Raw genomic sequence first — 21711 nt, forward strand, 5'->3', positions numbered from 1 at the left:
GGCATCCCATCCCTGTGCATGAACACAAAAAAACCTCCCGCCTAAGGTAACCCCAGGATGGAGGTTTTTATGCAATTGCGGAGGAAAGCCTCCCGCAGCATGCAGGATTACTCGGCGCTGAGAGCTTTCTTCAGACGGGTTGTGTTCATGCCGAGGATCTTGTGCTCGCCGATCACCGTCACAGGGACGGATTGGAAGCCCATACCGGTCAGCTCGTCGAAGTACTGGTCATTGTGGGCGATGTTCCGCTCTTCGAACTCCACGCCCTGCTCTTTCAGGAAGCCTTTGACCTGTTCGCAGAACGGGCAGTTTACGTTGGAATAGACAATTACCGGGGTAGACATGGGAATGATCGCTCCTTTTTCCATAGGTAAGGTAGTTCAATATGCCTGATTATATCACGACGAACATAATAATCAATACTATCTTATAATTGTTATAAATAAGAGAGCCTTCAGCCGGCTAGGCTGATCCTTCCGGGAGCGGCCGCTCCGTCGCCAGCAGAGCTTTGGCCAGCTGTGTGCGGTTCTTGACACTGAACTTCTGAAGCATAGCGTTCACATGCTTCTTGACGGTCGCTTCGCTGATGTACAGCTCGGCGGCAATCTCCGGATTCGTGCGCCCCTGCACGACCCGCTCGGCCACTTCCAGCTCCCGCGCTGTGAGCAGCGAATGGTGGGACAGGCCTGCCGGACCGCCCTCACCGCCGGGCGCATGACGCCAAGCGGGGTCCGAGCTCTCCATCATGCGGTGGAGGAAGGCCAGCTGCTTCTCCCGGCGGGTGTCCAGAACGTACGTATAAGCCGGCGTTACCCCATCATAGTCCGTATGCACGCCTGCTTCGGCCTGCCGGAAGCCGAGGGCTTCGACCGCCTGGATGAAGTAGGGAAGCGGAGGCGGCGAGGTGATGAGCAGCTGCCCCCCGAGAATCCACTCGAACTGCAGCCGGATCGAATCCGAGCGCAGCTCCTCCGATTCGAGGTTCTCGACGTCGGTGGTGAAGAGGAACGAGCCTGCCTTCTTTCCGGGCGGCACATCGAAGGCCCGCAGCTGCTGGGGGGTCAGGGAGCGAAAATAAGCCCTGGACAGCGGAGCCTCGAGCAGAAACGGGAGGGTGCCGGAGTGAATGGGCAGCAGGGCCGACAGCCCGGCGGTCTCCCCGCCGGGGCGGCGCAGCAGCTTCACGGCGTTGGGATCGAGCCTCACCAGCTCTTCGAGGGGCAGGCCGGACAGCCGGTACAGCGTTTCCTCCGCCGAGAAGGTGAAGCGGTAGATCGATGCCAGTTCGGGAGTGGAGCACCGCACGCTCCAGCTCCGTGCCTGCTCCAGGCGCCGGCGGATGTAGTCCTCGGCCTCCGCGAGATTGTGCGGCCCTACGCTTTCGTAATAGTTAAAGGTCGTGCGCGAATGGCGGTAGTGGGCGCGCAGCACGGGAGGGCCTGCCACCCGCAGGAGCTCCGCGATCTCCCATGATGCATCCTCACCGCGTTCCAGTGCTCCCCGTGCGGACGCATAGAAGGCGGCGGCCGTCGCCCGGCGGTACTGTTCGTAGGCGGCGGGCATGCGGGTCTGAAGCACATGGGAAGCGGTCTCCCGGACCAGGCCGTGCAGCTGCCAGCCTCCCGCAGTCTCTTCGACGAAGGAGAGGCGGATGAGCGCTTCGAAGAGCGGGGAAGGAACGGCCGCGCCGAGCAGGCCGGAGAGAAGCTCCTGATGGAAGGACCGGGGGACGGAGGCGGCCAGGACGAGTTCCCGCAGCTCCTCTCGGGGCGCCTCCCTGAGCCAGTCCGTCAGGAGGGATTCGAAGTCTCCTGCGGAGATTCCGCCGGCCGCTGCTTGACCCGAAGTCTCCCGGACGCTTGGAATGAACAGCGAGAGAGACAGCGGATGGCCCAGGGTCCTCAGCCAGAGCGTATCGATGTCCGCCTCTTCCGTCAGTCCGTGCAGCTGCGCATAAGCCCTGCATTCCTCATAGCCGAGTTCCCTCAGATGAATCGGCAGCACGAGCCGCCGCCATCCCGGCAGGCGGCGCCAGGGGCCTTCGAGCGGAAATCGGCCGGACGTGACGAGGAGCACATTCGTGCTCAGCCCGGGGATGAACGTCTCCCGGAACCAGCTGTCGAGGCTCCCCGCCTCTTCATAGTGGTCGAAGGCAAGCACGATGGGGGCTTCCGCCGCTGCACGGTTCACGGCCCGGATGCAGTGCTCCTGCAGAGGCAGGCCGGCGGTCTCCCTGTCCGCCCCGAGCAGCTCAAGCAGCCGGCTGCAGATGCGCGCGGGCGTATTGGCATAGTCCCGCAGATCGGTGAGAAGGAAGGGGATGCCCTTCTCCTCCGCCGTTCGCCTGTACCGGGAGAGCAGGTAGCTTTTGCCCATCCCGCCGGTTCCGTGGATATGCAGAATGCGCTCGGTATGCAGGGAGAGGCCGGTCACATACTGCTCAAACATCTGCAGCTCGAACGAGCGTCCCACAAAAGAGGCCTCATTCCAGGCTGCCAGCTGCTGGGCCAGGCTTCCGCCGGGAAACGAGTGTTCGAAAAGAAGCCGATCCAACGTCATCCGTCCCTTCTTTCCCAAATGGTAATCCAAAGTATACTACCAAAGTCACCCAATGGGTAGTGTCTCCCTTGCCGGCTCCCATGCTAGGGTTAATAGGGAGAAACAAGCCGGAGGGAGGACAAGGAACATGAACATAATCACCAAGGAGCAAGGAGACCTGCGAAGCGAGCAGGTTCGCTCCGCTCTGCTGAGGGAGGACATTCTGCCGGGATCGGAGATTCTGCTGCGGACCCTGCTGCTCGAGGGGGTGGAATGCGTCTTCGGCTACCCGGGCGGTGCGCTGCTGTACATCTATGACGCCATGCACGGCAGCCGGCAGTTCCGCCATATTCTCACGCGCCATGAGCAGGGGGCGATCCATGCGGCGGACGGGTACGCCCGTTCCACCGGCCGGACGGGGGTCTGTCTTGCGACCTCGGGGCCGGGGGCGACGAACCTAGTGACGGGCATCGCCACAGCGTACGCCGATTCGGTGCCGCTGATCGTCATTACGGGCAATGTCGCCACCACGCTGATCGGTACGGACGCCTTCCAGGAGGCGGACATCATCGGGATGACCCAGCCGATCACGAAGCACAGCTACTTCGTCCGGAGGGCGGAGGACCTCGCGCCGACCCTGCGCCGCGCCTTCTATCTGGCGGGGACGGGGCGCAAGGGGCCGGTGCTCGTCGACATTCCGAAGGATGTGTCGGCAGAGCTTGCCGCGTTCCGCTACCCGGAGACGGTCGAGGTGCCCGGTTATGCACCCTATCCGAAGCCCGAGCCCGAGCGGATCGTCGAGCTGCTAGACGCCCTCGCCTGTGCGGAGCGGCCGCTGCTGCTCGTGGGAGGGGGCGCCGTGCGGTCCGGCGCGGAGGAAGCCCTGCTCGCCTTCGCCGAACGTGCCGGCATTCCCGTGACGACCACGCTGCTCGGGATGGCCGCCTTCCCGGGCGGGCATCCGCTGTGGCTCGGCATGCCGGGCATGCACGGCACCTATGCGGCCAATCAGGCGCTGCAGCAGTGCGATCTGCTCATCTCCGCCGGCGCCCGCTTCGACGACCGCGTCACGATGAAGCTCGAGAGCTTCGCTCCGAAGGCGGCGGTAGCGCATATCGATCTGGACCCCGCAGAGGTGGGGAAGCTCGTACCGGTATCGATTCCGCTGATCGGGGATGTCCGCACGGTGCTCGAAGCGGTGATTGAGCGGATGCCGGAGCAGCCGGCCGTACAGCCGCCGGCGAGGGAGGCCTGGCTTGCTCAGGTACGGCGTTGGCAGGAAGAGCAGCCGCTGCGGTATACGGACTCGGCGGCCGAGCTGAAGCCGCAGTATGTCATCGAGCTGCTGTCGCGCACAAGCGGCGGGGAGGCGATCGTCACCACCGACGTCGGGCAGCATCAGATGTGGACGGCGCAGTATTTTCGCTTCACGCAGCCCCGCTCGTTCCTCACTTCGGGAGGCCTCGGCACGATGGGCTTCGGGTTTCCCGCCGCCATCGGCGCCCAGATCGGCAGTCCCGGCAGGCTGGTTATCTCGGTCAACGGGGACGGGGGGATGCAGATGTGCGCGCAGGAGCTCGCGATATGCGCTCTGCACGGACTGCCGGTCAAGATCGCCGTCATCAACAACCGGACGCTCGGCATGATCCGCCAGTGGCAGGAGCTCATCTATGAAGGCCGCTATTCGCATATTGACCTGGCGGGCTCCCCGGATTTTGTTCTGCTTGCGGAGGCTTATGGGGTCAAGGCATTCCGGGCATCGAGCCGGGAGGAGGCCGACGAGGTATGGAGAGCAGCGCTTGCGCATCCGGGGCCGGCTCTGGTGGACTTTGTCGTAGCCAAGGAGGAGCTTGTCTATCCGATGGTTCCCCAAGGGCGAAGTCTCGACGACATGATATTGGGAGGGGGTACTCCATGAGAAAATGCACGCTTTCGCTTACGGTCCAGAACAGTCCGGGGGTGCTGCAGCGGATCGCAGGTCTGTTCGGACGCCGGGGCTATAACATGGACAGCATCACCGTGGGAGCCTCGGAGGAAGAGGGCACGGCCCGGGTGACGATCATTATCCGCGAAGACGAGAAGAGCACGGAGCAGATCTGCAGGCAGCTGCTCAAGCTGATCGATGTGCTGGAGGTGAGGGAGCTCGGTCCGTCTTCCGGTGTCATCGGGAGGGAGCTCATGCTGGTGAAGCTGCGGGCCGCGCCGGAGCGGCGCCCGGAGATTCTCGCGATGGCCGAGGCGTTCCGCTGTTCGGTGGTGGATGCCGGACAGAACTCGCTGATACTCCAGTCGACCGGCGAGACGGAGAAGAACGACGCGTTCCTGCGGCTCGCCGGGGCGTACGGGATCCTGGAGGTGGCGCGCACAGGCGAAACCGCCATGTCCAGGGGAGAGCTGGAGGAGACGCTCCGGGTTTCGTCCTGAGGGTCCGCAGGTGGACTGCCGGCCCCATGCAGCGAGCCGCTCATGAAGCTTAACGAAGCCGTGCTGCCGGGGGCCGCCCGCTTCATCCCTGCTCGAGTCACTTCTACGGCTGTTCCGGGACTTTAGGCAGCTTCCGTTCCCCCGTGTCCGGCAGCCCGGAGCATTTTCTGCTATAATGTTCTGACAAAGGACGGGCAAAAAGGCGGGCGATGGATTCATGGAGAAACTAGCGGGAGAAGCGTGCGACGACACGTGTCAAGGCACTTCCTCTTTGGATGCGCTCAAGGAGGGTATGATGTCCGAGGGGACGGCAGCGGGTCTGGCGGATGTGTTCAAGGCTCTCGGCGATCCCACCCGGGTCAAAATCATCTATGCGCTGCTCCAGCAGGAGCTCTGCGTCCACGATATCACTCAGGTGCTGGAGATGGGCCAGTCGGCCGTGTCGCACCAGCTGCGGTATCTGCGCAACCTGCGGATCGTTAAGCGGCGCAAGGAAGGCAAGACGGTATTCTACTCGCTTGATGACGAGCATATCGAGCAGATCTTCGTCCAGATGCTGAAGCATGTGAAGCATGGATAAAAAGGGGCGTGAGGTCTGCGGCAGTCAAGCTCAGCGGGCGTGCTTCTGCAAAGAATGTGTAACCGGCAGGGCCGGGGAGGGCGTAAGGACGGTTTGGAGTCCGAAGCCGGGCCCCGGTCTTTTGGCTGTCTGTTAATGCCCAAAGGTGTGCCTTCGTCGGTCGGACCCCCATCTTTGATCGGCGGCGGCCGTCCCTCTCCCTATCCCAGCGACCGCCGGGTACGCTCCATTACATTCTGGATGTAAGCCTGCAGCACCTCGATGAACAGCTTAGCCGCCTGCCCCATGAACCGGTCCGTGCGGTACAGGATGCAGATGTCCTGGCTCGGAGTGGGATTCAGCAGCGTGACGGCGGCGATATGCTCCCGGTTCAGATGATCCAGCAGCAGGCGGGGGAGAATACAAGCTCCAATGCCCTGTTCCACAAGGGAGAGAAGCGTCGATAACGTCGACGTTACGATCGGATTGTCGATCTTAACTCCTTGGGCCTGGCAGCACGATTGGATCACCTTCGTAATCTGATGCTCCGGACCGAACATCACCATCCTCAACTGCTGCAGCTGCTCGAACGGAATGGCCTTCGATTTGGCGAGGGGGTGGTCCGAGCGGATCGCCAGTGCAAACTCCTCGTGGAACAAGGGAATGACGGCCATGCGGTCATCGGGTTTGCCCGGCACCGTGGTAACCCCAAGATCCCGCGTACCTGCAGCCACCTGTTCATACACATCCGTGGACTCCGTGACGCTGAGCGAAAGCTTGGGGTAAGTCCGGTGGAAGTCGACCAGCAGAGCGTCGAATAATAAGTCCCCGTCACCCGGCAGAATCCCGATGTCCAGCCGGCCGCCCTCCATTTGCTTCAGGTCCGCAATCGCCCCTTGGATATAATCGATACGCTCGAAGATGAGCCGGCTTTGCTCCAATAAGATGCTGCCTGCTTCCGTTAGTGCGATCCGCTTGCCGATACGGTCAAACAGCGGCAGCCCCAGCTCGTTCTCCAAAAACTTGATCTGCTGACTAAGATTCGACTGTGTCGTGCAGAGATTCTCGGCCGCTCTGGAAAAATGCATCTCCTTGCAGATGGCGGCGAAATATTCAAGCTGCCTCAGCTCCATGTACTGGCTCCCTTCGATCCGACTAAACGCTAAGCTTCATTATAACGGGGAACGGCTGATTTTTACATTCATTCCCTGACCATCATTACTGAAACCGATTCATATCATCGGAACTACGTGATTGCTGCTCACTAGAGGGGGAGGTATTCTTAAGTTGCGAACAACGAACCACGAACCACGAACCACATCCACAAGAAAACAGGGAGGCGTTGGAATCATGTCACAAGCGATTATTCATACGGGAAAAGTACTGCGTCAGATCGTGCTCGGGAAGGTTCAGGGAGCCGCGGAGGAGCTGTTCGATGTGCAGCCGGAAGGCTTCAGCAATACGATCCGATGGCATGCCGGCCACATGGTGTACTTCATGGATAAGTTTGCTTCCCTCAGCTTCGGTTCCCCATCGGCCGTACCGGGTACGTATGAGGCCTTCTTCAACTCCGGTACCAAGCCGGGGGACTGGACATCGGCGCCTCCGTCGAAGGAGGAGCTGCTCGGGCTGTTAACGGAGCAGCTTGCCCGCCTGTCCGAGCTGACGCCCGACATGCTGGAAGAGAAGCTGGGTTCGCCGCTTGTCATGGGACCGTTTCAGTTCCATACCGCCGGCGAGGTGTTCAACTTTGCCTTGATGCACGAAGCCATTCATCTGGGAATGATCTCGAGCCTCCTGAAAGTGATTGAGGCCCAGCCGGCCATCTCTAGCTTGGGTAAGTCCGCAGAGTACCCGATACGTCCAGTAACGGGTGGTACCGAGCTCTCTCGCTCTTAGGTTGGGAGGTCCGCTGCTTGCCTGACGGGAAAAGAATCACGCCCCCTGTGGAGGTGTGGTTCTTTTTCTATTAAAATTTTTAATTCTAAAGGAATCTTAAGAATAGGGGGAGAATTATGGGTTCCCTTCGTAGGACTTTCGTAGTACACTAGGAAAGCCCTAGGCACCCAGAAATTACATAAGGTTCGCAGGAGGTAACAGGAATTGGTTAAAAAGACGATTGCAGCATTGGCATTACTGTGTATGCTAAGTACGACGGGAGCGGTGTGGGCGGAAGATGCGAACACCTATCCGTGGGTAGAAGGCCCGAAGAAGGTGGATCTCGGAACCGTATCCCAGATCGACCTCGACGCTCCGTTCGTCTTCCTGGACGGCGAGAGTACGAAGCGGATGCTGACAGACAGCAAGGAGCATCCATCCGGCCTGGAGATCGGAAGTATATTTCCCAAGGACCCCGATCAGCAGTGGAGCGTGTTCTTTGAATATGAAGAGACCGGTCATGTCGAAGATGACGAGAAAGCCAAGCTCGATTCGGACGACATCCTGAAGAGTTATAAAGAAGGCACGGAGGAAAGCAATAAAGACCGGGCGGCCGCGGACCGGGTCCATGTCACCGGCTGGGATATCCAGCCCTTCTATGAAGAGAAGACGCATAACCTCACCTGGTCCATGCTGGCGGAGACCGAGGCGAAGCAGCCGCTGCTCAATTACAACGTGCGGCTGCTGACACGTGAAGGCGTCATCTCCGTAATTCTGGTCTCCGATCCCGCGCACCGGGATGCGGACCGCAAGGTGCTGACGGAATCCATTCTGCCGAAGATCTCTATGAAGCAGGGACAGCGCTATGAGGATTTTGACCCGACCAAGGATAAGGTGGCTGAATATGGCTTGACAGCACTCGTACTCGGAGGGGCTGGGCTCGCCGTAGCGAAGAAAGTGGGCCTGCTCGCTATGATTCTTGTCTTCGCCAAGAAGTTCGGCGTGATTCTTCTGGTCGTGCTGGGCGGAGCCTGGAAGTATCTGCGCGGCTTCTTCGGCCGGAAGAAGCGTATAGAGCAGACGGGGCCCGAGCAGTCGTCCGCCGAGCATACGAATCTGTAAGGGATGGAACGGAAGCAGACCGGGGGACGAGGCGAGGCCACTGAAGAACTCACGCTTTTTCCTCGGGGGCCTTGCATAAATCGCAAAAAAGACATCTGTTTCCATTTTTCTGGAGACAGATGTCTTTTTTAATGGCTCAAAATGGGCCTGCTTGACGCGCTTTTCAATCCACCAGTTTCAATATCCGCTTAAGATTTACAGCGAATATGGCCATTGCACCTTGCATTTCCATGCCAAGCAGACCCGAGGATGTGGCAACATCATACCCGTGCCTATGTTTGAGTTCGCTGTTTTTTGCTTCAATCTTGTAGCGCTCTTTGGATTTCTCCTTGAAATATTCCGTTTCCTGAAACGCCATTTGTTCTGAGTGTACTTCAGACTTAATCGTTACGGAATACGTTTTGCTTTTGGCGCCTTCTTTATAACAGCCTTCCTTGAAGGGACAACTCTTACAGATCTCTACGTCAAAATAATAGGTATCCTGCTGGTTTTTGCCGACGTCTTTCTTGCCTTGCCGGGCCTTTCGAATCGCCATGTGACCAGCCGGGCATACATACATGCCGGCATCTTTGTTGAACAGAAACTCCTCTTCTTTCTTGCGGCTGCCTTGCGTAATCAACGGATTGAGTTTCGCTACAAGTTCAATATCATTGTTCGTTGTGTACAAAATATTATCTTTCTCGGAGTAGGCGGTATCGCCAATGACGGTCCTCACTTGCATTCCCGTTGTCTTGCTTTTTTCGATGAGCGTCTGCAGTTGTTTGCCGTCATTCTTCTCGCCTGTTGTAATGACAGCTGCCGTTATGATGCGTTCTTCCGTCATGGCCAGGTGCGTTTTATATCCAAAGAATGCAGAATCGGCGCTTTTATGTCCAACCCGAGCATCCGGGTCCGCCGCAAGACGAAGCTGCTCGATGTCATCCTCCACCGTTTCCTTCAGCAGGTTTAACGGCTTCAAAACCTTTGGCACTTGCGCGATCCCGGATTCCATCTCGATGAAGGTTATAAGCTTTTGACAATACTCAATTTCGTCTTCGAGTACACCGTTCATGTTCTTTGCGGGCATCTTGGCTTTGATTGATTCATCCATCGTGTAAACGGACTTTCGCAGCTTCCTTGCACGGTCTTGCAGAATTTCTAGCGGAGACTTCTGATTGTAGCGTGCTTTTGTATGCGTGGCGTCAACGATAATGGAGTTGCTCTTCAGGATTTTCAGTTCGATGGCGAGGTCTACCGTCTTACCAATGAGCATATCCAACAAGTTGATGTCTTTGAGCCGCAGTTTGCGGAATTTTGTCAGAGAACTCGGGTCGATGACCGGGTCCTCCGGTGCCATGCCTAAGAAATATTTAAACGACAAGTCATACTTGGAACGCTCGACAATATCCATGTCAGATAGTTCAAAGATGGTTTTTAGCAACAAATATTTAAACATTCGGATGGGGTCAATTGCGCTACGTCCCTTGTCCAAACAATATTTTGTTTCCAGTTCCTCATAGATGAAGGTAAAGTCCACCAGCTCATTAATTTGACGGAGCATGTTGTCCTTCGGCACGACGATATCGTACAGAGCTGCATAAGGACTCAGAACCAAACTTTGTTGTTGTCGAATCATCCGTCTCACCCGCTTTTCGTGATGACTCAATTATACGTCAAAAAAAGCACAGCATCTTCAAGTTTCTTGAAGGGCTGTGCTTTTTTTAGACGGACTTTTTCAGTGGCCTCGGACGAGGCCCCGGTCTTTTTTGCCGTTCGCGGTCTATGTTATCGGCAGCTGCCTCCTGGCTCTTCTTATAGATGACTATAAGCTTCTCCCTAATAAAACCCCGACTTGTTTGGCCATAACCTGCGGTGAATACGGCATTCCATTTCGAATCCACCACTCAATGACCCCTACATAGGCCGTCCCGGCATATTGCAATATCACATCATCACTTAAATCAGCATTCTTCCCGCTTTCTCTGTCAATCTCACCTTCGAATCCCTCCATAAAAGAAGCAAGAAGCCGGGTTCGGAAGGAAGATGGGGCCCCTTTTGCATCTTTACTTGCTAACATGGTCGAAAAAAATAAATAATTTTTCTCAAAATATTCAAAATAAGGGATAAGGGCATCGATCCAATCCATCTCACATGCCCACTTATCCATCTCCTCTAATTCATCAAAGTGAGATTCAATGAGTTTATCCAATAAATCATATTTGTCTTGATAATGAAGATAAATGGTTCCGCGGTTAATGTTCGCGCGATCGGCAATATCCTGAATGGTAATGTGATCGAAGTTTTTTTCGGTCATCAGCTCAATGACCGCTTTTTTCATTGCTTCTTGTGTCTTAAGAATTCTCCGGTCCACTTTGGACATCGAAATATTCACCTAGCCTTCTAAAGATAATGAACAATTTTGATTTCTGTGTTGATATATCAACAAATCTCGTTGCTTTAACCATTGAACGTACGCTTCTTCATTATATAATATTAGACATGAGTTGATTAAACAATGTATTTTGTTTATTCCCTTCACGTTGTTTACTTAGTATCTCGAGGAAGTTACCGTGACGGAGAGAAGGACAACCCCGTTCTACGAACTCACGCATTCCTGAATGTACAAAACCAATAAATTGAAAGATTACAGGAGGTTAAACGATGATTACTGTTAATGCACGCGCAACGTTCAGTCCAGAAGGTCCATTCAAGCCGGCCACAATAGAACGCAGAGATCTCCAGCCGCATGATGTCCTCATTGAGATTAAGTACGCCGGTATTTGCCACTCTGACATTCACACAGCTCGCGGCGAGTGGGGACCGGTGAATTATCCTCTCGTTCCGGGGCACGAGATTGCCGGGATTGTCACCCAGGTTGGTTCGGAAGTCACCAAGTATGCCGTTGGCGACCGGGTAGGGGTAGGCTGCATGGTTGACTCCTGCAGAGAGTGCGTAAACTGTCATAAGGGAGAGGAGCAGTATTGTCTAAGTGGGAATACGGGCACCTATGGAGCCATCGACAGGTACGGGCAATATACGCAGGGCGGCTATTCCACCCACATCGTTGTAACCGAAGACTTCGTGGTTAGCATTCCCAACGATCTGGAGCTTGACGCTGCCGCTCCACTCTTGTGTGCCGGCATTACAACGTATTCACCGCTGCGCCATTGGGGGGCCGCTCCAGGTAAGAAGATCGCTGTTGTTGGACTTGGCGGGCTTGGACACATGGCCGTGAAAATCGCTCATGCCATGGGGGCAGAGGTTACGGTTTTATCGCAAACATGGAAGAAGAAAGAAGACGGCTTGCGGCTTGGCGCGGACCATTATTATGCCACGAACGATCCGGAGACGTTTAAGAATCTGGCCGGTTCGTTCGACCTCATCGTAAATACGGTGAGCGCGAAGGTCGATTTGAACGCCTACCTTTCGCTGCTCGCACTGGACGGTACACTCGTGAACGTCGGTGCGCCGGCAGATCCATTGTCCGTACATGCATTAACTCTTATCGGTCAGCGCCGGTCGTTTGCCGGATCGATGATCGGCGGTATTCGCGAAACGCAGGAAATGCTTGACTTCTGCGCTGAACACCACATTGCTCCTGAGATTGAGGTGATTTCCGCCGATCAAATTGATGAGGCCTGGGAGCGCGTGTTAGCTTCAGATGTCCGGTATCGGTTCGTTATCGATATCAGCACGATGGACAAGGAATAACGATTCATCCTTGCAGCATATGATGGGGCACGCCAATACCGGTGTGCCTCTTTAGTTGGATCATAATGGGGCGATAAGTGAAATGTCCTATCCAGGGGCGGGCGCTTATAAGTTGTCAAAACTTGCCCTTAATGGACTGACGCGATTGGCAGCTGCAGAAATCAAAGGTGATATCAAAATAAATGCGGTGGATCCGGGATGGGTGAGCACGGATATGGGGGGACCTTCTGCTCCGAGAACGCCAAAGCAGGCTGCGGGGTCTATCCTTTGGCTGGCGGCGATTGGACCTGAGGGGCCTAACGGGGAATTCTTCCGGGATGGCAAACGAATCGATTGGTAACAAGGAGCAGCAAAACCATTCATCTGAGGGTGAGGAGGATAGGACACAAAAAAGGAGGCGCCCACGGGAGATTGGGGCCCTCCTGCCTATGTTTTCTTGACACCACCCGAATGATTATTGCATGTTCTGGATGCGATTGGTTTGGCTGATACTGCGATTAGTCTTGTTCGGCATGCGCTTGAATGAGCAGCTGCTGCTGCCGTGCATTGCCTTGGTAAGACTGCTGTGCGTTGTTTTGTGCTGCTGTATCTGCTGTAACGACGGATTGCTGCTGTGCGTACTGGATCAGCTCGTTGCACTCTTGGATCACCTGACTCCAGTTGCCATTGGAGCAAGCATTCTGGATCTCCTGGCACTGCTCCTGCCAGTTTTGTACTGCTGTCGCCATGCGGGTATCCCACCTTTCCCTAAGTCTGGCTGTTTCAACCACAGAATAGGATGACCATGCCGGCAGCTTTTATGCGCATCAGGTTGAGACAAGCGCGAATTAGGTTTGCAAAGGGTAAACACGTAGAACGTTAGGTTATCGATCAGGGATCAGTTTGCCGCGACGGGGTAATTGCGGTGGAATCATAGCAGAGCGAATGAAATATAGGAACTATAGGTGATGCAGTGTGTATGTGGCAGCTAGGGCTAGCTCGTGAACCGGGAGTCCTCGATCCTAAGGATAAAAAATGAGTTAGGATGAGTTCAGGCTGTTGCCATTTGACTTAAATATATCGCTATATCGCTTCGTTCAGTCACGGGCGTAATCCGCCGATCGTGTAACCGCCATCTACAAGTATACTCTGACCAGTAACAAAACGAGCGTCGTCGGAGAGAAGCCACACCACTGCATCCGCCACGTCTTCGGATTGCCCCAGCCGCTGTAAGGGAGTTTGTTTGACGAAGGGATGCGCCGTCGTCTCGTCGCTTAGAACCTCCTGCGACATCGGGGTAGCGATCATTCCAGGACTGACATTGTTAACTCGAATGCTGTTAGGACCAACTTCCAACGCCACGGTTCTCATCATTGCGTCGAGTGCTCCCTTGGAGGCCGCATAGGCTGAAGTACCTGGCATTGCCCCATGCGCCGTCCACGAAGAAGTGTTAACGATCGAGCCTCGGATTCCACGGTCGAGCATTGCTGCGATTTCGTATTTCAGACAGGCGAACACACCGCGCAGATTGACTGACATCAGAGTGTCGAAATCTTCAAAGGATAGTTTGTGCACAGGGGAGAAAGCACCAAGAATGCCGGCGTTGTTCCAAGCCATATCCAGACTTCCAAACACATCCAGCGTCTTGTCTACAAGCGCTTCGACCTGGCGAGGATCGGCAATGTCAGTCTGAACAGCGAGGGCCTTACCTCCCTCAGAGACAATTTCTTCATAAATTTCTTGAAGTTCTTTCGACCGTCGACCCGCTATGACAACATTGGCGCCTTCTCTACTGAGTCTTAGCGCTCCAGCGCGGCCCATCCCGGTGCCGCCTCCAGTGACAATCGCTGTCTGGCCCTCAAATCTCTTCATGTCTTTCGCATTCCCCACTGCAATCATTCCCTTCACATATTAGGTACCGTTGGCTATTACATTATATTTAAGTTAGTAATATACTTAAAGTACGCAAATTAATAATACCAAGTAACAGAAATAATACTGTGCAAGGGGTAACGGGATGGCAGATGCGCCAGAAAAAAAGTGTCCAGTCGAAACGACGATGGGTGTCATTGGTGGAAAGTGGAAAGGGGTGATTCTTTATCACTTAATGGGCGGAACGAAGCGGTTCGGCGAGCTTCGCAGAATTTACCCTCAGGTCACGCATCATATGCTTACCTTGCAGCTGCGGGAACTCGAACGTGAAGGAATCATAGAGCGCAAGACGTACAATCAGGTGCCGCCAAAGGTTGAATACTCGCTAACCGAATTTGGTAAAACCTTGAACCCCATTATTTTGCTGATGAAAGAATGGGGAGATCTTTACAATGAAAGAGCAAACCTGCATCCTCATTCCTCGGACGATTGACCTCGCATTCCCGAAGCTGCCGGCATTGATCGGTGGCTTCGTTGCGTTGACGGGCAGTGCAACGCAATGTTCCATTCCCTTGAGTCGCATGGATGTTGGCGGTAGTTAATGTCTGCATCAAACAGCACATTGGCTTCGTTAATTGGGTATAATTTGCAATTCAAGGGGAGAGGACGAATTGAAAAAACACTTTATTGCAGGTGTATTGTGTGGTGCCTTCTTCATGACAACTGCTTCTGTAGCCTCTCCTGAGACGGATAACAAACATAAAATCGATGTTCATTATGCTGCTGAAGAGGCTCTTTCAGAGCAAACTTTAAATAGTACTGATAATAGGCCGCCGCTTGAGGACTCAAGGGAACTGCAGCTTCAAGATATGCTTGTTTTAATTCTACTTCCGCACATGCAAGAGAAACTTGTTGAGGTATACTCGGATGTCATTTCAATACCACCCGTTGTCCATCCGGATTCTGTAAATGTGAAGAACATTGAAAGGGCAGCTGCTTTCCGTGGTTTTGATTTTTTAATCACAATAGAAGCTCACCCCATAGTAGGTCCTCATATCCCTGTCGGCGAAGATGTACTTACATATCGGGTATCATCGGCTGGGGTTGAGCTTGAACATTTTGAACATCTCAAAGGACCCGATAAGGATGACTTCCAACCCAATTACCAAAATCTGTTGAAGTAACGGGGAACGGGGGGCAGATCGCCGCGCGCAAATGTTCAATGAGAATCGATCCATGGCTGTATTAAGACATTTATATCGAGGTTTCCTTGGAGGGTGGAGATGCCCAATCTGTCAGCGCGCCTTCGTGACCAAAAGTAAACACAGCAGCGAGAGCCTGCGCGGCCTCCGCAAGTTATGTCACCTGTCACCGTAAGATAAGCACACAGTAAATTAGGAGGAATTAGTGATGCTAAGATGCTCATGGTGTATGAAGAAAATTGGAGAAGATAAGCCCTGCTACGGTCTAGGTGTCAAGTTTGCGCTGGGAGTAGATTTTGAGCAAAAGGATGGGAGAATCATATCATTGTATTTAAAAACAAGAAATACGAGTGTTCCTTTGATCGTAGTGGCTGATGACTCGGAGGCAAAAAGAAATGGACAGGATGGGATATTTGCTCTTTGCAGTGAGAACTGCGCTGCTAAGATGAAAGAAATAGTTGCAAGAGAACTAGAGCTCTTTTCAGGTGAAAGTAGTCGGGTACGTTTATAAAACACTCGATTCAAACTTTAAGCTAAGCAGTATACGATTTGCACCAGAACCGGGGAGCAGTCCGCCTTTAGGTGAATCATTGATCGAACCGATGCGAATCCTGCATAAATGGACCGATTCCCACTACGATTCAGTACGGATGAAGAGAAACGCATAATCTTTGGTAAGTTATTCTGAAATCAAGCTCCTTGCTGAGGCATGAAGAGCGATAACGTAATGACCAGGGAGGAGATGCCGCGCGGCAGCTCCTCCCTGGTTGCGTTGAAGTAACTGGCAGTTTGGCTTAATAATGCCCTGAGGGCTGTAACGGGTTATATGGAGGCGACCGGTTGAGGCTCCTTTTCAATTGACGAATTAGGACGATCGTGCTAAAATTTTCATGAATTGGACGTACGTCCTAATTTTGAAGGGGGATGTGATCGTGATGTCAAAGGATATCTTCGAGCCTGTTCAACTTGGTGACCTGACACTGGCCAATCGAATGGTTATGGCACCGATGACTCGTAATCGTGCTGATGCTAATGGAGTTGTTCCGCCAATCATGGTGACTTACTATCAACAACGCGCCAGTGCAGGTCTCATCATCGCGGAATCTACCCCCGTTTCACCGGAGGCGGTTGGCTATCCGTTCACCCCGGGGATCTACACGGCTGCCCATGCTGCCAGCTGGCTGAGGGTGACTGATGCGGTGCATACCGCCGGTGGCCGTATCTTTCTTCAGCTGCAGCATTGCGGGCGGATCTCCCACCCGAGCTTACAGCCAGACAACGCCATGCCGGTGGCTCCATCGGCACTGCGGCCGGAGGGCCAGGTCTATACATACACCGGTAAGCACGACTTTGTAACGCCACGTGCACTTAAGGTCTCTGAAATTCCGAATATTGCAGCGCAGTTTAAACACGCCGCCGAGATGGCCAAACACGCGGGCTTTGATGGCGTAGAAGTGCACGGCGCCAACGGCTATCTGATCGATCAGTTCCTCCGCGACGGCAGCAACCGCCGCACCGACGCGTATGGAGGCAGCATGCAGAATCGTATGCGCCTGTTGAACGAAGTCCTCGATGCGGTTTGTGCCGTGTGGCCGGCGCAGCGTGTAGGTGTACGCTTGACCCCGGAGAATCGGTTCAATTCCATGTCGGATTCCGACCCGCAGACGCACTTTTCGTATTTCGTCGAGCAGTTGAATCCGCGTGGTTTGGCCTATGTCCATGTGCTCGAAGGTGACATGATGACGAAGAACAGTGAGCTGGACTATAGCGCCTTGCGTTCGAAGTTTTCCGGTCCGTATATCGCTAACAATGGCTATGACTTGGGACGTGCTCAAACGGCTGTCCGTAGTGGCGCCGCGGACCTGGTTGCTTTTGGAACTCCGTTCTTGGCCAATCCGGATCTGGTGAGCCGCTATCGGGAGGGCCTGCCATTGAATGAAGCCGATGGGACCACGTTCTACCAAGGCGGTGAAGCAGGATACATCGACTATTCCTTTTACAGCTAAGAAGAAGCATGAGGAAGCCGACTGACCTTGAAGGTGTGTTCGGCTGCGGAGGTGTAAGACATGAAAGGGAAGATGACTCGAGAATTTATCGTCGAAACGGCCGACCGAATGTTCTATCAGCGAGGCTATGAGCATACATCCTTGGCGGATATTGCTGATTTTGTTCAAATTTCCAAGGGGAATTTCTATTATCACTTCAAATCGAAGGACGAAATTCTAGCTGCCGTCATCCAACGCCGAATGGAACATACCCGGAACATGCTGGAGCGTTGGGAAGCCGAAGGGGAACAGCCGGAGGATCGCATCAAAAGCTTTATCCATATGCTGATCGCGAATCAGACCGATATTACTATGTACGGATGCCCAGTCGGCACGTTGTGCGCGGAGCTGGCTAAACTGAACCACGCCTCGCGAGCGGAGGCGAACGAGCTGTTCTACCTGTTCAGGACATGGTTGAGCCGGCAGTTCGCCCTGCTTGGTCGCGAAGCGGATGCCGACGAGCTGTCGATGCATCTGCTCGCCCGCAGCCAAGGGGTAGCCGCACTGGCGCAGGCCTTCAAGGATGAGAAATTTATTCAGAGCGAGGTCGAACAAATGTATGCCTGGTTGAGCTCGCATGGGAAGTCCTAATCAGCCCGTATAATACATGAAACAGGAGGAGCTTATGAGCGCGACGACAGTAGTAGGACATGACGGCATAACGCGCTGTCGCTGGTGCAGCGCTGCGCCCGAGTTTCCCGATTATCACGACACGGAATGGGGATTTCCCGTCAAAGACGACCGCCGATTGTTCGAGAAGTTAAGTCTGGAGGGCTTCCAGTCCGGGCTAAGCTGGCGTACCATCCTTGTCAAACGGGAGAACTTCCGTAAGGCGTTCCATCAATTTGACTTCAATCGGATCGCATGTTTTACAGAGAAAGATGTAGACCGGCTGCTCGGGGATGAAGGTATCGTGCGTCATCGCGGTAAGATCGAAGCGGTCATTCATAACGCTCGGCGTGCACAGGAACTCGTCCAGCGCGAAGGCTCACTGGCCGCCTTCATCTGGCGGTTCGAGCCGGGTCCGGGTCAGTTGGCAGCACCGCAGTCCTTATCGACCTCGCCGCAATCGATCGCGCTGTCGAAAGAGCTGAAGAAGCAAGGCTGGAAATTCGTCGGGCCAACTACCATGTACGCCTTCATGCAAGCGATGGGGTTAATCAATGATCATGTCGAGGGCTGTGCGATCCGGGCGGAGGTTGATGCCGCGCGCCAAAGATTCCAGCGGCCGGAGGAAGGGACGGGCAATTGATTTCGGTCCGGATGGCTCCGGACACCGCGGCCATCTGCATCACATTGTTTCTGGTAAAATAGATTATAAGAAGATGCTGGAGTGGAGGCATATCTCATTAATACTGTGGGACGGGTACGAAAGCTGAATAAGACACAGAGGCAGCCGATCCGAAATAGGTGCGGCTGCCTCTTCACACGTATGGGACTGGATTACTGTTGGTTTCTCTGTGCTTCCGCCTCGATCGTCTGTTTCATAACCTCTGCACCGCGAGTTACACGGGCTTGAATCTCTGTTGTCAGCTGCTCCGGGAGGAAGTCGGTTATCCAAACAAGTTTAGTTTCGTTTTGGTTATGAGGGAAGACCTGAAAGGAGGCCTGATGATGCACTAGCGGCATCTTCCCTTCTTTTACTGCGTAGGCCATTCGACGTTCCGTTTCATCGATAGAAATGATAAGCTCGCGTACCCTACCGCCATTGGGCAGAAGTAGCGTTCTTTCGTGGCCGTTCATTATCGTATTCTCGGTATAGCCGGGAACCAGACGATAGTGAACTGCACCTACGTCTTGGATTGCATCCCAGACTTGCTCAGGTGAGGCATCAATCAAAATGTCCTTGCGAATCGTTGGCAAATGATCACGCTCCTTGAGCTCATTATATTTTTGATTGCGAACAATGACAACCGGAATATGTACTGCCTTATATGTTCCGAGCTTGCTCTATAGGAATTTCCTATTGATTCAATAAGTGTAATATATTTCACGTATATAGCTATGTTATTTACAATAGGGTAAACGCCAAACTTTGGGAGGCAGCCCGATGAACGAAAACGTAAAAATGTTATTCGATGCCGCAGCCAGCGATTACGACCGTCAGAGAAGGCAGCTGATTCCGTGTTTTGACGAGTTCTATGGGATGGCCTTATCCCTGGTGGAGAGTGCCGACGCATCCCCGCGGATACTTGATTTGGGTTCGGGAACCGGGCTGTTCGCAAGTCTCCTTTCTCAGAAATACCCGAATGCCCACTTCACGCTGATGGATGTTAGTGAGAATATGCTGGAGGGCGCCCGAGCGAGATTCGGTGATGCTTCGAACGTCGCTTACATCGCTGCGGATTATTCCAACTACCCGTTTACTGAGCAGTATGACTTTGTTATCTCATCTTTATCGATCCATCATTTGACTCACGAAGAGAAGAAAAGGCTGTTTCGAACGATTCATCGGATCCTCACTGCCGGCGGGATCTTTGTGAATGCCGATCAGGTACAGGGGGAAACGGCAGCTTCGGACGCTTATTATCGGAAGCGGTGGCTGGAATCCATTTATCAGAGCGGTCTCTCCCCAGAAGCCATTGAAGCTGCAGTGGAAAGAAGGAAAGTAGATATTAACGCGAGAGGGGATGAACAGCTTCGATGGCTGAGGGAAGCTGGGTTTGCGGACATGGATTGCATGTACAAATATTTAGATTTTGCCGTATTCTTTGCACAAAAAGCTGTTAGAGTACCTTGAACGGCTATTACCGGATGAGGAGGTCCAAATATGCGTCAAATCATTGCTTTAGGAGGAGGAGGCTTTTCGATGGAGCCCGACAACCTTCTATTGGATGAATATGTGCTAAAACAATCCACAAATCCATGTCCGAACGTTTGCTTCCTTCCTACGGCCAGCGGGGACTCGGAGGCTTACACAGCCCGATTTTACGCCTCCTTTCAGAAGCTGAATTGCGTCCCCTCCCACCTTTCCTTGTTCAAGCCGCCGGCCAGAGACTTAGAGGACTTTATTCTCAACAAGGATGTTGTTTATGTCGGGGGTGGGAATACCAAAAATTTGTTAGCCTTATGGAAAGATTGGGGACTGGATCTCATTTTGCATAAAGCATGGCACCAAGGGGTCGTCTTGGCGGGTATAAGTGCAGGGTCCATCTGTTGGTTTGAAGAGGGGGTTACTGATTCCTATGGCAGTGGTCTCGAGCCGATCAGGTGTCTAGGTTTCATAGAGGGCAGCAGCTGCCCGCATTATGATGGGGAGCAGGAGAGGAGGCCAGCTTACCATAAGCTGATCCAATCCAGTAAGCTTAGTCCGGGTATAGCGGTGGATGATGGAGCAGCCCTTCATTTCATCGGGCGGCACGTTCACAAAGTGGTTAGTTCAAGAGCTAAGGCAAGAGCCTACAGGGTCTATAAAAATGACAAAGTAATCGAGCAAGCCATGGATACTTATTTCCTCGGAGGGCCGTCGCAGACCTAGACCGATCAGGTAGAAAGCAGCCTTGCCGTCATGGAAAGAAAGGTAATCCCTGCCCGGGATGAATCAGGGCGGGTCCGCATACCTTGTAAGGTAGGCAGGCCGCCTCTGCGGCCGGGAAGGGGAGAGGCCGCATGCTTAGGCGCCGCTGGAGGAGCAGTCCCACGGGCCGCGCCCGGACCAAGCGCAATCTGCTGATCGCCCTCGCTGTGACCGTGCTGCTCCTGCTGCAGCTGTTTCTCTTCATCGAAAGGAATCTGAATCCGCCTCTTGCCGCTCTGGCGAAGGTACGGGTGAAGCAGACCGCCACGGAAACGCTGAATGGGGCGATCTCCGAGCAGATTGCGATGAAGACGAGCTTCGATCAGCTCATGGACTGGAAGACCGACCGCAACGGGAAGGTGACGGCCTTCATGCTGAACACGGCGGAGAACCTTCGGATTACCGGGGATACGATACGCCTGGTGCAGCAGCAGCTGGAGAAGATGGCTTCGATGCCGGAAGAGATTCCCCTCGGGCAGGCGATGAATTCCCCGCTGCTGGCTTCCTTCGGGCCGGACATCCCGATCCGGCTGGAACCCGCCGGTTCGGCCAAAGTGGATCTCAGCACGCGGCACCAGAATGCGGGCATCAACATGGTGCTAGTGGAGGTGTTCATCCGCATCCGGGTCGAAGTGAGCATCATCATTCCGTTCGACACCGTACCCGAGGCCGTGGAGACGGAGATCCCCATTTCTTACTCGCTCGTCGTGGGGGATGTGCCGACGTATTATTTTGACGGCAAAGGCAACCCCGTCGGCGCAGCAAGTGCTCCGCCGCCCGGCCTCACGGTACCGAATCTCAATTTGCTGCCGAAGGAGGGCGCGGCGGAATCGGCAGGAGGCTAAAGCGGCAGGGAACATGAAAAAGCGCCTGACCCCTGGGACC

22 protein-coding genes and 2 pseudogenes are annotated in these 21711 nt (G+C 54.2%); 16 read left to right on the forward strand and 8 right to left on the reverse strand.

What is annotated here, in order from left to right; translation table 11 throughout:
* Positions 1-107 precede the first annotated feature (107 nt).
* On the reverse strand, positions 108-344 hold the full coding sequence (locus ACP26L_RS05750) for a glutaredoxin family protein (protein ID WP_426451584.1): 237 nt from the start codon (positions 342-344) through the stop codon (positions 108-110).
* 118 nt (positions 345-462) lie between these two features.
* Positions 463-2559, reverse strand: coding sequence for a LuxR C-terminal-related transcriptional regulator (locus ACP26L_RS05755; RefSeq protein WP_426451585.1), 2097 nt, complete (start codon positions 2557-2559; stop codon positions 463-465).
* Between the two features lie 127 nt (positions 2560-2686).
* On the opposite strand from ACP26L_RS05755, the gene ilvB reads away from it, so the two are divergent.
* From ilvB to ACP26L_RS05770, 3 genes are all read left to right on the forward strand, one after another.
* Positions 2687-4456 carry a biosynthetic-type acetolactate synthase large subunit gene (gene ilvB, locus ACP26L_RS05760; RefSeq protein WP_426451586.1) on the forward strand — a complete coding sequence of 590 codons (1770 nt, stop codon included), beginning with the start codon at positions 2687-2689 and terminating at the stop codon, positions 4454-4456.
* Positions 4453-4962, forward strand: a complete 510-nt coding sequence (gene ilvN / locus ACP26L_RS05765; RefSeq protein WP_426451587.1) for an acetolactate synthase small subunit — start codon at positions 4453-4455, stop codon at positions 4960-4962. Before ilvB ends, ilvN begins: the two co-directional genes overlap by 4 nt.
* A gap of 217 nt (positions 4963-5179) precedes the next feature.
* Entirely contained in the window at positions 5180-5542 is a 363-nt protein-coding gene (locus ACP26L_RS05770) for an ArsR/SmtB family transcription factor (protein ID WP_426451588.1), read from the forward strand.
* A 200-nt stretch (positions 5543-5742) separates the two neighbouring features.
* Here ACP26L_RS05770 and ACP26L_RS05775 read toward each other — a convergent pair whose 3' ends face one another.
* Positions 5743-6654 (reverse strand): LysR family transcriptional regulator, encoded by a 912-nt coding sequence (locus ACP26L_RS05775; RefSeq protein WP_426451589.1) that lies wholly within the window; start codon positions 6652-6654, stop codon positions 5743-5745.
* 217 nt (positions 6655-6871) lie between these two features.
* On the opposite strand from ACP26L_RS05775, the pseudogene ACP26L_RS05780 reads away from it, so the two are divergent.
* Together ACP26L_RS05780 and ACP26L_RS05785 are read left to right on the forward strand one after the other, a co-directional pair.
* A pseudogene (locus tag ACP26L_RS05780) lies at positions 6872-7333 on the forward strand (DinB family protein); the annotation flags it as partial.
* A gap of 330 nt (positions 7334-7663) precedes the next feature.
* On the forward strand, positions 7664-8521 hold the full coding sequence (locus ACP26L_RS05785; protein ID WP_426451590.1) for a DUF2167 domain-containing protein: 858 nt from the start codon (positions 7664-7666) through the stop codon (positions 8519-8521).
* A gap of 163 nt (positions 8522-8684) precedes the next feature.
* Here ACP26L_RS05785 and ACP26L_RS05790 read toward each other — a convergent pair whose 3' ends face one another.
* Both ACP26L_RS05790 and ACP26L_RS05795 read right to left on the reverse strand, forming a co-directional pair.
* Positions 8685-10136, reverse strand: coding sequence for an IS1182 family transposase (locus tag ACP26L_RS05790; protein ID WP_426450322.1), 1452 nt, complete (start codon positions 10134-10136; stop codon positions 8685-8687).
* A gap of 186 nt (positions 10137-10322) precedes the next feature.
* Positions 10323-10880: a TetR/AcrR family transcriptional regulator gene (locus tag ACP26L_RS05795; protein WP_426451591.1), complete on the reverse strand. Its 558-nt coding sequence runs from the start codon at positions 10878-10880 to the stop codon at positions 10323-10325.
* A gap of 281 nt (positions 10881-11161) precedes the next feature.
* Here ACP26L_RS05795 and ACP26L_RS05800 point away from each other — a divergent pair, with 281 nt between their 5' ends.
* Both ACP26L_RS05800 and ACP26L_RS05805 read left to right on the forward strand, forming a co-directional pair.
* Positions 11162-12211, forward strand: coding sequence for an NAD(P)-dependent alcohol dehydrogenase (locus ACP26L_RS05800; protein WP_426451592.1), 1050 nt, complete (start codon positions 11162-11164; stop codon positions 12209-12211).
* Between the two features lie 67 nt (positions 12212-12278).
* Positions 12279-12551 (forward strand): annotated as a pseudogene (locus tag ACP26L_RS05805) (SDR family oxidoreductase); the annotation flags it as partial.
* A 157-nt stretch (positions 12552-12708) separates the two neighbouring features.
* Here ACP26L_RS05805 and ACP26L_RS05810 read toward each other — a convergent pair.
* Together ACP26L_RS05810 and ACP26L_RS05815 are read right to left on the reverse strand one after the other, a co-directional pair.
* Positions 12709-12939, reverse strand: coding sequence for a hypothetical protein (locus ACP26L_RS05810; protein WP_426451593.1), 231 nt, complete (start codon positions 12937-12939; stop codon positions 12709-12711).
* A gap of 352 nt (positions 12940-13291) precedes the next feature.
* Complete coding sequence (locus tag ACP26L_RS05815) at positions 13292-14062, reverse strand: SDR family NAD(P)-dependent oxidoreductase (RefSeq protein WP_426451594.1); 771 nt, start codon at positions 14060-14062, stop codon at positions 13292-13294.
* Positions 14063-14207: 145 nt separating this feature from the next.
* Between ACP26L_RS05815 and ACP26L_RS05820 the strand changes: the two genes are divergently transcribed.
* The 6 genes from ACP26L_RS05820 to ACP26L_RS05845 all read left to right on the forward strand — a co-directional run bounded on the left by ACP26L_RS05820 (position 14208) and on the right by ACP26L_RS05845 (position 18561).
* Positions 14208-14555 (forward strand): winged helix-turn-helix transcriptional regulator, encoded by a 348-nt coding sequence (locus ACP26L_RS05820; RefSeq protein WP_426451595.1) that lies wholly within the window; start codon positions 14208-14210, stop codon positions 14553-14555.
* Between the two features lie 178 nt (positions 14556-14733).
* Entirely contained in the window at positions 14734-15246 is a 513-nt protein-coding gene (locus ACP26L_RS05825; RefSeq protein WP_426451596.1) for a DUF3888 domain-containing protein, read from the forward strand.
* A gap of 247 nt (positions 15247-15493) precedes the next feature.
* Complete coding sequence (locus ACP26L_RS05830; protein WP_426451597.1) at positions 15494-15775, forward strand: hypothetical protein; 282 nt, start codon at positions 15494-15496, stop codon at positions 15773-15775.
* 424 nt (positions 15776-16199) lie between these two features.
* Positions 16200-17270: an alkene reductase gene (locus ACP26L_RS05835; RefSeq protein WP_426451598.1), complete on the forward strand. Its 1071-nt coding sequence runs from the start codon at positions 16200-16202 to the stop codon at positions 17268-17270.
* 60 nt (positions 17271-17330) lie between these two features.
* On the forward strand, positions 17331-17900 hold the full coding sequence (locus ACP26L_RS05840; protein ID WP_426451599.1) for a TetR/AcrR family transcriptional regulator: 570 nt from the start codon (positions 17331-17333) through the stop codon (positions 17898-17900).
* 34 nt (positions 17901-17934) lie between these two features.
* Entirely contained in the window at positions 17935-18561 is a 627-nt protein-coding gene (locus tag ACP26L_RS05845) for a DNA-3-methyladenine glycosylase I (protein ID WP_426451600.1), read from the forward strand.
* Positions 18562-18752: 191 nt separating this feature from the next.
* Here ACP26L_RS05845 and ACP26L_RS05850 read toward each other — a convergent pair whose 3' ends face one another.
* On the reverse strand, positions 18753-19172 hold the full coding sequence (locus ACP26L_RS05850; protein WP_426451601.1) for an SRPBCC family protein: 420 nt from the start codon (positions 19170-19172) through the stop codon (positions 18753-18755).
* A gap of 187 nt (positions 19173-19359) precedes the next feature.
* On the opposite strand from ACP26L_RS05850, the gene ACP26L_RS05855 reads away from it, so the two are divergent.
* From ACP26L_RS05855 to yunB, 3 genes are all read left to right on the forward strand, one after another.
* Positions 19360-20049, forward strand: a complete 690-nt coding sequence (locus ACP26L_RS05855; protein WP_426451602.1) for a class I SAM-dependent methyltransferase — start codon at positions 19360-19362, stop codon at positions 20047-20049.
* 30 nt (positions 20050-20079) lie between these two features.
* Positions 20080-20787 (forward strand): Type 1 glutamine amidotransferase-like domain-containing protein, encoded by a 708-nt coding sequence (locus ACP26L_RS05860; RefSeq protein WP_426451603.1) that lies wholly within the window; start codon positions 20080-20082, stop codon positions 20785-20787.
* A gap of 131 nt (positions 20788-20918) precedes the next feature.
* Positions 20919-21671 carry a sporulation protein YunB gene (gene yunB / locus ACP26L_RS05865; RefSeq protein WP_426451604.1) on the forward strand — a complete coding sequence of 251 codons (753 nt, stop codon included), beginning with the start codon at positions 20919-20921 and terminating at the stop codon, positions 21669-21671.
* Positions 21672-21711: the final 40 nt, after the last annotated feature.

It is taken from the genome of Paenibacillus sp. S-38 (assembly GCF_049942825.1).
Taxonomy (GTDB): domain Bacteria; phylum Bacillota; class Bacilli; order Paenibacillales; family NBRC-103111; genus Paenibacillus_G.

Coding starts and splice junctions, on each gene's coding strand:
- ACP26L_RS05750 (WP_426451584.1), bottom strand. CDS start 344: ATGTCTACCCCGGTAATTGTCTATTCCAACGTAAACTGCCCGTTCTGC.
- ACP26L_RS05755 (WP_426451585.1), bottom strand. CDS start 2,559: ATGACGTTGGATCGGCTTCTTTTCGAACACTCGTTTCCCGGCGGAAGC.
- ilvB (WP_426451586.1), top strand. CDS start 2,687: ATGAACATAATCACCAAGGAGCAAGGAGACCTGCGAAGCGAGCAGGTT.
- ilvN (WP_426451587.1), top strand. CDS start 4,453: ATGAGAAAATGCACGCTTTCGCTTACGGTCCAGAACAGTCCGGGGGTG.
- ACP26L_RS05770 (WP_426451588.1), top strand. CDS start 5,180: ATGGAGAAACTAGCGGGAGAAGCGTGCGACGACACGTGTCAAGGCACT.
- ACP26L_RS05775 (WP_426451589.1), bottom strand. CDS start 6,654: ATGGAGCTGAGGCAGCTTGAATATTTCGCCGCCATCTGCAAGGAGATG.
- ACP26L_RS05785 (WP_426451590.1), top strand. CDS start 7,664: ATGCTAAGTACGACGGGAGCGGTGTGGGCGGAAGATGCGAACACCTAT.
- ACP26L_RS05790 (WP_426450322.1), bottom strand. CDS start 10,136: ATGATTCGACAACAACAAAGTTTGGTTCTGAGTCCTTATGCAGCTCTG.
- ACP26L_RS05795 (WP_426451591.1), bottom strand. CDS start 10,880: ATGTCCAAAGTGGACCGGAGAATTCTTAAGACACAAGAAGCAATGAAA.
- ACP26L_RS05800 (WP_426451592.1), top strand. CDS start 11,162: ATGATTACTGTTAATGCACGCGCAACGTTCAGTCCAGAAGGTCCATTC.
- ACP26L_RS05810 (WP_426451593.1), bottom strand. CDS start 12,939: ATGGCGACAGCAGTACAAAACTGGCAGGAGCAGTGCCAGGAGATCCAG.
- ACP26L_RS05815 (WP_426451594.1), bottom strand. CDS start 14,062: ATGAAGAGATTTGAGGGCCAGACAGCGATTGTCACTGGAGGCGGCACC.
- ACP26L_RS05820 (WP_426451595.1), top strand. CDS start 14,208: ATGGCAGATGCGCCAGAAAAAAAGTGTCCAGTCGAAACGACGATGGGT.
- ACP26L_RS05830 (WP_426451597.1), top strand. CDS start 15,494: ATGAAGAAAATTGGAGAAGATAAGCCCTGCTACGGTCTAGGTGTCAAG.
- ACP26L_RS05835 (WP_426451598.1), top strand. CDS start 16,200: ATGTCAAAGGATATCTTCGAGCCTGTTCAACTTGGTGACCTGACACTG.
- ACP26L_RS05840 (WP_426451599.1), top strand. CDS start 17,331: ATGAAAGGGAAGATGACTCGAGAATTTATCGTCGAAACGGCCGACCGA.
- ACP26L_RS05845 (WP_426451600.1), top strand. CDS start 17,935: ATGAGCGCGACGACAGTAGTAGGACATGACGGCATAACGCGCTGTCGC.
- ACP26L_RS05855 (WP_426451602.1), top strand. CDS start 19,360: ATGAACGAAAACGTAAAAATGTTATTCGATGCCGCAGCCAGCGATTAC.
- ACP26L_RS05860 (WP_426451603.1), top strand. CDS start 20,080: ATGCGTCAAATCATTGCTTTAGGAGGAGGAGGCTTTTCGATGGAGCCC.
- yunB (WP_426451604.1), top strand. CDS start 20,919: ATGCTTAGGCGCCGCTGGAGGAGCAGTCCCACGGGCCGCGCCCGGACC.